The following is a 10,820-nucleotide window of genomic DNA, read 5'->3' as shown; positions in this document are numbered from 1 at the left end:
GTCGCGTCCGGGTCAGGAGTAGACCGGCCCGGTGAACTTCTCGCCCGGGCCCGTGCCCGGCGCGTCCGGGACGATGGAGGCCTCGCGGAAGGCCAGCTGCAGCGAGCGCAGGCCGTCCCGCAGCGGCGCCGCGTGGAAGTTGCTGATCTCCGGGGCGCCGGCGGTGACGAGCCCGGCCAGCGCGGTGATCAGCTTGCGGGCCTCGTCGAGGTCCTTGTCCTTCTCCCCGCCCTCGGCCAGGCCGCACTTGACCGCGGCGGCGCTCATCAGGTGCACCGCGACGGTGGTGATCACCTCGACGGCCGGGACCTCGGCGATGTCCCGGGTGAGGTCGTCGAAGCCGATCGCGTCGTCGTCCGCGCCGGGGGTCTTGGTGGGCTCGCTGCTCAAGGGGGGCTCGTTCCGTCGTGCCGGTGTCAGTACCCCTGGAGCGTACAAGGGCCCTTCCGGAGGCGGACAAAGGTGGTGAGGTGGGGCGGAATAGCGTTCGACTCCGCAGCGCTGTATGCTTCGAGACTGACCGGCCGGGATCCCGTATGGGCACCTGGCCAGCAAGAGGAGGCTCCACCCAGGAGGCCCGAGAGGGCAACCGCGAAAGTCTCCCACCTGGTCGACCTCAGGGTCGACGGGTCCCGGTCCGCGACGGGCGCCACGGCGTCGAGTCGCAGCAGCGCTCCTCACCAGGGTGTTGCCCCCGGATTGTGTGGAGCCCCGCTTGTACCGAGCGGGGCTTTTTTCGTGTCGCGGTGCACACGGTGCCGAACAGGTGCCGGGCAGCGCAGCACGAATGAAGCCCCGCCCAGTGGTCGAGTCCACTACGTGCGTCCGCCGTCCGACGGCCGCATCGCAGAAGGTGCAACCGAGGAGGCCCCATCAGCACCGAGCCCCGCATCAACGACCGGATTCGCGTCCCGGAGGTGCGACTCGTCGGTCCCAGCGGCGAGCAGGTCGGCATCGTGCCGCTTGCCAAGGCGCTGGAGCTCGCGCAGGAGTACGACCTTGACCTGGTCGAGGTCGCGGCGACCGCCCGGCCGCCGGTGTGCAAGCTCATGGACTACGGCAAGTTCAAGTACGAGTCGGCCATGAAGGCCCGTGAGGCGCGCAAGAACCAGGCGCACACGGTCATCAAGGAGATGAAGCTCCGGCCGAAGATCGACCCGCACGACTATGACACCAAGAAGGGTCACGTCGTCCGGTTCCTCAAGCAGGGCGACAAGGTCAAGATCACGATCATGTTCCGTGGTCGTGAGCAGTCCCGCCCCGAGCTGGGCTTCCGCCTGCTGCAGCGGCTCGCCGACGACGTCCAGGACCTGGGCTTCATCGAGTCGTCGCCGAAGCAGGACGGCCGAAACATGATCATGGTTCTTGGCCCGCACAAGAAGAAGACCGAGGCGATGGCCGAGGCCCGCGCCCTCGCCGACGCCCGCAAGGCCGAGCGTCAGGGCCGTACCCCCGGCTCCGACGCCGCTGCGGACGACGACCTGCTGGACGACGACCTGCTGGTCGACGACGAGGTCGCCGATGACGAGGTCGCCGACGACGAGGCGACCGAGGCGGCCGAGGCACAGGACGCCCCGGCCGAGGCGCCGGCCGTCGAGGCCGACGCTCCGGTCGAGCAGCCGGCCGCCTCCCAGGGCGCCTGAGCCTTCACCGGCCAGGGCGGCCCGGGAGACCGGCCCCAAGGTGACGGGGCGCCCCGCCCGGTCACACAGATCCATCCAGTTCACGCCCGCGTGGCGCAGGCCGCGCGGGCGCGGACGGGACCGACGAGGAGATACGGCGAAATGCCGAAGCAGAAGACGCACAGTGGCGCCAGCAAGCGCTTCAAGATCAGTGGCTCTGGCAAGGTGCTCCGCGAGCGCGCCGGCCGTCGCCACCTCCTGGAGCACAAGCCCTCGACGCTGACCCGCAAGCTGGCCGGGACCGTCGAGCTGGCCCCCGCTGACGCCAAGAAGATCAAGAAGCTTCTCGGCAAGTGATCGCCCTCCCGCCCGGCGCGAGCCGTGAGCGGGGCAGCTGATCCTTCCCGACCCATTCGAATGACGGACCACGTGAAGTAGTCCGTGGTCCAACCCAAGGAGTAATCAAGTGGCACGCGTCAAGCGGGCAGTCAACGCCCACAAGAAGCGCCGGGTCATCCTGGAGCGCGCCAGCGGCTACCGTGGCCAGCGCTCGCGCCTGTACCGCAAGGCCAAGGAGCAGGTCACCCACTCGCTGGTCTACAACTTCAACGACCGCAAGAAGCGCAAGGGCGACTTCCGTCAGCTGTGGATCCAGCGCATCAACGCTGCGGCCCGTGCCAACGGCATCACCTACAACCGCTTCGTGCAGGGCCTGAAGGCCGCCAGCGTCGAGATCGACCGCAAGATGCTGGCCGACCTGGCCGTCAACGACCCGGGCGCGTTCGCGTCGCTGGTCGAGGTCGCCCAGAAGGCGCTGCCGGCCGACGTGAACGCCCCCAAGGCTGCCGCCGACGCCGCCTGATCTTCCGAGATCAGTTGAGCTCTGACCGGACCCGCAGGCTCCCTGCGGGTCCGGTTCTGCGTTTCCCCGGATCTTCAGCGCCGCCCGCCACAGAGAACGAGACCATGCCGAGCACCGACACCCCCCTGCTCACCTCCCTGCGCTCGCCGCGCGTCGTCGCCGCCCGCCGGCTCGCCAAGCGGAACCAGCGCACCAAGGAACGCCGCTTCCTGGTCGAGGGCCCGCAGGCCGTCCGGGAGGCCGTCGCCTTCGGCCAGCTGCCGGAATCGGCCGAGCACGCCGTGGTCGAGGTGTACGTGACCCCGGAGGCCGCCGAGCGGCACGCCGCCCTCGTCGAGGCGACGCTGGCCGAGGGGCTGCCGGTGCTGACCGCCACCGACGAGGTGATCGCCGACATCTGCGACACGGTGACCCCGCAGGGCATCGTGGCGCTCTGCCGCTTCATCGACACCCCGTTCGCCGAGGTGCTCAAGGCCCGGCCCAAGCTCGTCGCGGTCCTCGCCCACGTCCGCGACCCCGGCAACGCCGGCACCGTGCTGCGCACCGCCGACGCGGCCGGCGCGGACGCCGTGGTGCTCACCGACGCCTCGGTGGACCTGTACAACCCGAAGGCCGTCCGGGCCTCCGTCGGCAGCCTGTTCCACCTGCCGGTGGCGGTCGGCGTGCCGGTCGAGGAGGCCGTCGCGCAGCTGCGCGCGGCCGGGGTCCGGGTGCTCGCCGCGGACGGCGCGGGGGAGCGCGACCTGGACCAGGAGCTCGACGAGGGCACCCTGGGCGCGCCCGGCGCGTGGGTGTTCGGCAACGAGGCCTGGGGGCTCCCGGAGGAGACCCGCGCGCTGGCCGACGAGGTCGTGCGCGTCCCGATCCACGGGCACGCCGAGAGCCTCAACCTGGCCACCGCCGCGGCCGTCTGCCTGTACGCCTCGGCCCGGGCGCAGCGCTCGCCCGGCGGCTGCCGCTCGAACGCCTGACCCGCACGCTCCAGTCGCCACCGGCCGAGGGCCTACTACAGGGGGCTGCGAGGCGCTAGGGTCTGCCTCTGTGGGGGGAACGGCACGGTGGGTAATCGGGGAGGACACCCATGGTCGGCAGCGGGCCAGAGCTCGACCCGGACGACCTACCGGACGGCCTGGTGGTCGCCGATGCGCTGGGCCGGGTGGTCTGCTTCAACCGGGCCGCGGCCCGGCTCACCGGCCTGCCCCCGGAGGCCGCGCTCGGTAGCGGGCTGGAGGACGTCCTCCCGCTGGAGGACCTGGACGGCCGCCGCTGGTGGCAGCTGACCGACCCGTACGGCGGCCTGGCCACCCGCACCGGCCAGCCGGAGCGCAACCTGCTGCTGCCCGGTGGCCGCGAGGTGCTGGTCTCCGCCCGGTATGTCCGGGACGTGCCGCTGGGGCCGCCGCAGCGGGTGGTGGTCGCGCTGCGCGGCACCGAGGCCCGGCGCCGCACCGAGCGCAGCCACGCCGAGCTGATCGCCACCGTCGCCCACGAGCTGCGCTCGCCGCTCACCAGCGTCAAGGGCTTCACGGCGACGTTGCTGGCCAAGTGGGAGCGGTTCACCGACGGGCAGAAGCGGCTGATGCTGGAGACGGTGGACGCCGACGCCGACCGGGTCACCCGGCTGATCGCCGAGCTGCTGGACATCTCCCGGATCGACGCCGGCCGGCTGGAGCTGCGCAAGCAGGTGGTCGACCTCGCCGCCGCGGTGCGCCGGCACGTCGAGCGCAAGGTCGCCACCGGCATCCCCGAGGAGCGCTTCGACGTCCGGATCAGCGAGTCGCTGACCGTCCTGTGGGCCGACCCGGACAAGGTCGACCAGGTGCTGGCCAACCTGCTGGAAAACGCGGTGCGCCACGGCGAGGGAACTGTCACGATCGAGGTGGCACCGGCCAAGGAGGTCGTCGAGGCGCCCCTCTGGGAGCGCTCGGGCACCCCTCCCCGCATCGTGGAAGGAACCGCGGTCACCGTGAGCGACGAAGGAAGCGGCATCCCCGAGGAGTCGATGCCGCGCGTCTTCACCCGCTTCTGGCGCGGTTCCAAGCGCGGCGGCACCGGCCTGGGCCTGTACATCGTCAAGGGCATCGTGGAGGCCCACGGCGGCTCGATCCGGGTCGACCGGGCCCCCTGCGGCGGCGCCCGGTTCCGATTTATCCTGCCCGCCAGCGTTCCGGACTTCATGCTCTGAAAGAGCATGAACGACAAGCAGAGCATGCTCTGAAGGAGCATGAACGACGAGCAGAGCATGCTCTGAAGGAGCATGAACGACGAGCAGAGCATGCTCTGAAGGAGCATGAACGCATGCTCCGGGGTCCCGCTGGACGGGCTTCCAGGCAGCCGCGCTACGCGCTGCGACTACACTCGACCTTTGGCGTTGTGGTACGCCCTGTGCGGCTGAGCCGCGGACACCCCTCTTCCCCGTCGTACGGAGAACGGCTGCCCGTGCCCCGGCCACACCGGGCGTACCGCAGAGGCAGCCACCCTTACCTGAGCACGGACGAGCAGGAGCACGGGAAGATAGAGATGTCGGCACCCAACAAGTCGTACGACCCGGTCGAGGTCGAGGCCCTCAAGCCCGAGGTGGTGGAGCAGGCGCGGGACGAGGCCGTCGCCGCCTTCGCCGCCGCCAGCACGCTCGACGAGCTGAAGGAGGCCAAGGTCGCCCACACCGGCGACCGTTCCGCGCTCTCCCTCGCCAACCGCGAGATCGGCGCCCTGCCCCCGCACGCCAAGGCCGCCGCCGGCAAGCTGATCGGCCAGGCCCGCGGCGCCGTCAACAAGGCCCTCGCCAAGCGGCAGGCCGAGCTGGAGGCGGAGCGCGACGCCCGCGTGCTGGTCGAGGAGGCGGTGGACGTCACGCTGCCGTACGACCGCGCCCCGCGCGGCGCCCGGCACCCGCTGACCACCCTGGCCGAGCGCATCGAGGACACCTTCGTCGCGATGGGCTACCAGGTCGCCGAGGGCCCCGAGGCCGAGGCCGAGTGGCTGAACTTCGACGCCCTCAACCTGGGCCCGGACCACCCGGCCCGCTCGATGCAGGACACCTTCTTCGTGCAGGCCCCGGACGGCTCCGCCGACTCCGGCGTGGTGCTGCGCACCCAGACCTCCCCGGTCCAGGCCCGCACCCTGCTCGACCGCGAGCCCCCGGTCTACGTGGTCTGCCCCGGCCGCGTCTACCGCACCGACGAGCTGGACGCCACGCACACCCCGGTGTTCCGCCAGGTCGAGGGCCTCGCGGTGGACGAGGGCATCACCTTCGCCGACCTCAAGGGCACCATCGAGGTGCTGGTCGAGAAGCTGATCGGCGGCGGCCTGGAGCTGCGCTGGCGTCCCTCGTACTTCCCGTTCACCGAGCCGAGCGCCGAGATCGACCTGCAGTGCTTCGTGTGCCGCGGCGAGAGCGTCGGCAACCCGGACCGCCCCTGCCGGACCTGCTCCTCCGAGGGCTGGATCGAGCTCGGCGGCTGCGGCGTGGTCAACCCGCGCGTGCTGGTCGCCTGCGGCGTCGACCCCAACCGCTACAGCGGGTTCGCCTTCGGCCTGGGCCTGGAGCGGATCCTGATGAATCGTCACAACGTCGCCGACATGCGCGACATGGTCGAGGGTGACGTGCGCTTCACCCTCCCGTTCGGGATGGAGATCTGATGCGCGTCCCGCTTTCCTGGCTGCGTGAGTACGTCGACCTGCCGGCCGGCGAGACCGGCCGTGACGTGGCGGAGCGCCTGGTCCGGGCCGGCCTGGAGGTCGAGACCGTCGAGCAGCTCGGCGGCGACCTCAAGGGCCCGCTGGTGGTCGGCGAGGTGCTCTCCATCGAGCAGCTGAGCGGCTTCAAGAAGCCGATCCGGCACTGCCTCGTCAACGTCGGCGACGCCAACGGCACCGGCGAGCCGCAGGAGATCGTCTGCGGCGCCACCAACTTCGCCGTCGGCGACAAGGTCGTCGTGGTGCTCCCGGGCGCCGTGCTGCCCGGTCCCTTCCCGATCGCGGCCCGCCAGACCTACGGCCGCACCTCGGCCGGCATGATCTGCTCGGCCCGCGAGCTCGGCATGGGCGACGACCACGACGGCATCATCGTGCTCCCGCCGGAGTTCGAGCCCGGCACCGACGCGATCGAGCTGCTCCAGCTGGTCGACGAGGTGCTGGACATCGCCGTCACCCCGGACCGCGGCTACTGCCTGTCCCTGCGCGGCGTCGCCCGCGAGGCCGCCGCCGCGTACGGGCTGCCGCTGGCCGACCCGGCGCTGCTCGACGTGCCGCCGGCCAACTCCTTCGGCTACCTGGTCAAGGTCAACGACCCGGCCGGCTGCGACCGCTTCGTGGCCCGCACGGTCGTCGGCATCGACCCGACCGCCAAGTCCCCGATCTGGCTGCAGCGCCGCCTCCAGAAGGCCGGCATCCGCCCGATCTCGCTGACCGTCGACATCACCAACTACGTGATGCTGGAGGTCGGCCAGCCGCTGCACGCCTACGACAAGCAGCGCGTGAGCGGCCCGATCACGGTCCGCCGGGCGGAGCAGGGCGAGAGCCTGACCACCCTCGACGGCGTGCAGCGCAAGCTCTCCGCCGAGGACCTGCTGATCTGCGACAACAGCGGCCCGATCGGCCTGGCCGGTGTCATGGGCGGCGCCTCCACCGAGATCCTCGACCCGGCCGCCGGCCCGGGCACCACCGAGGTGATCATCGAGGCGGCGCACTTCGAGCCGGTCGCCATCGCCCGCGCCGCCAAGCGGCACAAGCTGCCCTCCGAGGCGTCCAAGCGCTTCGAGCGCGGCGTCGACCCGGAGGCCGCCCGCGCCGCCGCCCAGCGCGCCGTCGACCTGCTGGTCCTGATCGCCGGCGGCACCGCCGAGGCCGGGGTCACCGACATCGCCGCCCCGCACCCGGTGCGCACCATCACCATCTCCGCCGACCTGCCCGACCGGGTCGCCGGCACCGCGTACGGCCGCGAGACCGTGACCCGGCGCCTGCAGGAGATCGGCTGCTCGGTCGCCGGCGCCGACGTCCTGGAGGTCACCCCGCCGACCTGGCGCCCCGACCTCACCGACCCGTACGACCTCGCGGAGGAGGTCATCCGGCTGGAGGGCTACGACAACGTCCCCGCCCGGATGCCCAACGTGCCCCCGGGCAAGGGCCTGACCGAGGCCCAGCGCGTCCACCGCCGGATCGGCGTCGCGCTGGCCGGGGCCGGCTACGTCGAGGTCAACAACTACCCGTTCCTCGGCGAGAGCGCCTTCGAGGCGCTCGGCCTGGAGCCGGACGACCGGCGCCGGCGCACCGTCAAGCTGGTCAACCCGCTCAACGACGAGGAGCCGGCGCTGCGCACCACGCTGCTGCCGGGCCTGCTCGGCTCGCTGCGGCGCAACGTCGGCCGCGGCAACACCGACCTGGCGATCTACGAGACCGGCACCGTCTTCCTGCCCAAGGACGAGCTGTCCGTGGCCCCGCGCCCGGCCGTCGACCGCCGGCCCAGCGCCGAGGAGCTGGCCGCGCTGGACGCCGCGCTGCCGGACCAGCCGCGCCGGGTCGCCGTCGCCCTCGCGGGCGAGCGGCTGCCGTCCGGCTGGTGGGGCCAGGGCGCCGGGGCGTCCTGGGCGGACGCCGTCCAGGCGGCCCGTACGGTGGCCCGCGCGGCCGGCGTCGAGCTGACCGTGCGGCAGGGGCAGCGGGCGCCGTGGCACCCGGGCCGCTGCGCCGAGCTGGTCGTCACCGGCACCGACCGGGTGGTCGGCCACGCCGGTGAGCTGCACCCGCGCGTCGTCAAGGCGCTCGGCCTGCCGGCCCGCACCAGCGCGATGGAGATCGACGTCGACCTGCTCACCGCGGACGGCGCCGAGAAGGTCAACGGCCCTGCGGTCTCCGGCTTCCCGGTGGCCACCCAGGACGTCGCGCTGATCGTCGACGCCGCCGTTCCGGCCGCCGACGTGGAGGCCGCGCTGCGCTCCGGCGCAGGCGAACTGCTGGAGGCCATCCGGCTGTTCGACGTCTTCACCGGCGAGCAGGTCGGCGAGGGCCGCAAGTCGCTGGCGTACGCGCTGCGCTTCCGCGCCGCGGACCGCACGCTGACCGCCGACGAGGCGACCGCCGCCCGCGAGGCGGCCGTCGCCGAGGCCGTCGCCCGCACCGGCGCGGTGCTGCGCGGCGCCTGATCCCGTCAGGCCTCAGGGCCCCGTTCGGACCTCGGTCCGGGCGGGGCCCTTTGCCGTTCCTCGACTTTTCCTGCCTTCCCTCGCCTGCCCTCACCTTTCCTTGGCTTCCCTCACCTTTCCTTGGCTTGACGGAACGTCACCATGTCCACTTAACTCATTAACTATGGAACTAGATAAAGGCGCCGACCCGCCCCCTCCGATCGAGTTCCGCCTGGACCCGGCCTCCGGTGTCCCGACCTATCTGCAACTCGTGCAGCAGGTCGAACAGGCGCTGCGGATGGGCTGGTTGACGGAGGGGGACCGGCTTCCCCGGGTGCGCGAGGTGGTGGCGGGGCTGGCGATCAACCCGAACACCGTGCTCAAGGCGTACCGCGAGCTGGAGCACCGCGGCCTGGCCGTCGGCCGGCGCGGCCAGGGCACCTTCGTGCGCGGACTGCCCGCCGGGGTGGTGCCGTTGCGTGAACGGGCCGCGCTGCGGCGGGGATTGCTGGACTGGATGTGCGCGGCGCGGGCCACCGGGCTGGACGAGGAAGGGATGACCGCGGTGTTCGAGGACACGCTGCGCGACCTGCGGAACGGAGAGGTGGCGTCATGACGGCGGACACCGTGATCGACTGCGGCGGGATCGGCAAGCGCTACCGCCGTTCCTGGGCGCTGCGGGACTGCCATCTGGCCGTCCCCGCCGGGCGCGTGGTGGCGCTGGTCGGGCCGAACGGCGCCGGCAAGACCACGCTGCTGGGCCTGGCCGCCGGGCTGACCCGGCCGAGCGAGGGCGCCATGACCGTTCTCGGCGACCAACTGCCGGGCTCTCCGGCGGCGTTGGACCGGATCGGGTTCGTCGCCCAGAACGCCGCGCTCTACCCCGGAGTGCCCGTGCGCGACCTGCTCCGGATGGGCCGGTACCTGAACCGCCGCTGGGACGACGCCCGGGCGCACGCCCACCTGGAGGGCCTCGGCATCCCGCTGGACCGCAGGTACGGCCGCCTCTCCGGCGGCCAGCAGGCCCAGGTCTCGCTCGCCCTGGCGCTCGCCAAGCGCCCCGAACTGCTGCTGCTGGACGAGCCGTTGGCCGCTCTGGACCCGCTGGCCCGGCACGACTTCATGGCGGTGCTGCTGACCGCCGTGGCCGAGGGCGGCCTGTCCGTGGTGTTCTCCTCGCACGCCGTCAACGAGCTGGAGCAGAGCTGCGACCACCTGGTGGTGCTCGGCGGCGGCCGGGTCCAGGTGGCGGGCGAGGCGGACGACCTGGTGGCCGGCCACCGGATGCTGACCGGCCCGACCGCCGGGGCGGACGAGGTCGCCGCCCGGCTGCCGGTGGTCCGCGACCGCAGGGCCGGGGCGCAGTCGCACCTGCTGGTGCGGACCGGCGGCGTGGACGCCCCCGTCTCCGCCGGATGGCGCCAACAGCGCGTCGGCCTGGAGGAGTTGGTGCTCGCCTACCTGCGCGAGCCGACCGCCTCCGCCCTGCCCGGCCCGCGCGGGGCCGTCCGCGCGTCCGTCCGTACGTCCGAGAAAGCGATGCTGTCATGAGTGCCGTCACCGCCGTTCCCGCCGCGCTGCCCCGGGCCGGGGCGGTGCGGGCGGCGTGGCTGCGGCACCGGCCCGCGCTGCGGGTGCTGCTGGGCGTCCTGGCCGGGCTCGTCCTGCTGCTGGCCGTCACCGGGTACTTCCTGCACGCCGGGTTCGACCGGTCCGGCGCGGGTGACTGCGACATGGCGACGCGGGCCTGCAACGAGCACTGGAAGGGGTTCCTGCGCGAGTACGGCACCGAGCTGATGGTCGGCGCGAACATCGTCTACTTCCTCGGCGGCGCCCTCGGCGCCTTCGCCGGCGGCCCTTTGCTGGCACGGGAGTTCGAGCACGGCACGGTCCGCTTCGCCTGGACCCAGGGGGCCGGACGGACCAGGTGGACGGTGGGCGTCCTGGCCGTCGCGGGCGGCGTGCTGGCCGTCGCGACGGCGCTGGCGGGCGTGGTGACCAACTGGTGGCTGGAGCCGATGGCGAGGCAGTCGGGCCGCGTCACGCCGCTGCGGGTGCACGCCGCCCCGCCCCCCCCGGTGGGGCCGGTGCGGCGTGGGGTAGCGCGTGGCCCCCCCCGCGGGGCGGGGGGGCGCGGGGGGGCCGGCCCCGGGGTGGGGGTGGGTGACGGAGAACACCCAGCGGGGGGGCGCGGGGGGGCCGGCCCCGGGGTGG

General features: G+C 72.9%; 10 protein-coding genes. 9 read left to right on the top strand and 1 reads right to left on the bottom strand.

The annotated features are described in order from the left end of the window. Positions 1–12: 12 nt before the first annotated feature. A complete protein-coding gene (locus ACFV6I_RS27290; RefSeq protein WP_063346861.1) occupies positions 13–390 on the bottom strand; it encodes a DUF1844 domain-containing protein in 378 nt (125 codons plus the stop codon). A 482-nt stretch (positions 391–872) separates the two neighbouring features. Between ACFV6I_RS27290 and infC the strand changes: the two genes are divergently transcribed. From infC to ACFV6I_RS27245, 9 genes are all read left to right on the top strand, one after another. Beyond that, positions 873–1,643 carry a translation initiation factor IF-3 gene (gene infC / locus ACFV6I_RS27285; protein ID WP_380346233.1) on the top strand — a complete coding sequence of 257 codons (771 nt, stop codon included), beginning with the start codon at positions 873–875 and terminating at the stop codon, positions 1,641–1,643. Between the two features lie 141 nt (positions 1,644–1,784). Beyond that, positions 1,785–1,979, top strand: coding sequence for a 50S ribosomal protein L35 (gene rpmI, locus ACFV6I_RS27280; RefSeq protein WP_030055648.1), 195 nt, complete (start codon positions 1,785–1,787; stop codon positions 1,977–1,979). A gap of 109 nt (positions 1,980–2,088) precedes the next feature. After that, complete coding sequence (gene rplT / locus ACFV6I_RS27275; protein ID WP_030055649.1) at positions 2,089–2,484, top strand: 50S ribosomal protein L20; 396 nt, start codon at positions 2,089–2,091, stop codon at positions 2,482–2,484. Between the two features lie 104 nt (positions 2,485–2,588). Further along, positions 2,589–3,455: an RNA methyltransferase gene (locus tag ACFV6I_RS27270; protein ID WP_063346859.1), complete on the top strand. Its 867-nt coding sequence runs from the start codon at positions 2,589–2,591 to the stop codon at positions 3,453–3,455. Positions 3,456–3,565: 110 nt separating this feature from the next. Next, positions 3,566–4,669 carry an ATP-binding protein gene (locus ACFV6I_RS27265; protein WP_063346858.1) on the top strand — a complete coding sequence of 368 codons (1,104 nt, stop codon included), beginning with the start codon at positions 3,566–3,568 and terminating at the stop codon, positions 4,667–4,669. Positions 4,670–5,004: 335 nt separating this feature from the next. After that, complete coding sequence (pheS, locus tag ACFV6I_RS27260) at positions 5,005–6,126, top strand: phenylalanine--tRNA ligase subunit alpha (RefSeq protein WP_380428200.1); 1,122 nt, start codon at positions 5,005–5,007, stop codon at positions 6,124–6,126. Next, complete coding sequence (gene pheT / locus ACFV6I_RS27255) at positions 6,126–8,627, top strand: phenylalanine--tRNA ligase subunit beta (RefSeq protein ID WP_380428198.1); 2,502 nt, start codon at positions 6,126–6,128, stop codon at positions 8,625–8,627. Before pheS ends, pheT begins: the two co-directional genes overlap by 1 nt. A gap of 163 nt (positions 8,628–8,790) precedes the next feature. Then, positions 8,791–9,222 carry a GntR family transcriptional regulator gene (locus tag ACFV6I_RS27250; protein WP_380428196.1) on the top strand — a complete coding sequence of 144 codons (432 nt, stop codon included), beginning with the start codon at positions 8,791–8,793 and terminating at the stop codon, positions 9,220–9,222. After that, positions 9,219–10,157, top strand: coding sequence for an ATP-binding cassette domain-containing protein (locus ACFV6I_RS27245; protein WP_380428194.1), 939 nt, complete (start codon positions 9,219–9,221; stop codon positions 10,155–10,157). The genes ACFV6I_RS27250 and ACFV6I_RS27245 overlap by 4 nt, the downstream gene beginning before the upstream one ends. Positions 10,158–10,820 lie beyond the last annotated feature (663 nt).

Origin of the sequence: Kitasatospora sp. NPDC059803 (genome assembly GCF_042732255.1) — a bacterium.
GTDB lineage: Bacteria > Actinomycetota > Actinomycetes > Streptomycetales > Streptomycetaceae > Kitasatospora.
Note: the sequence above shows the minus strand (reverse complement) of the source record. Positions and strands in the feature narration are given on the sequence as shown.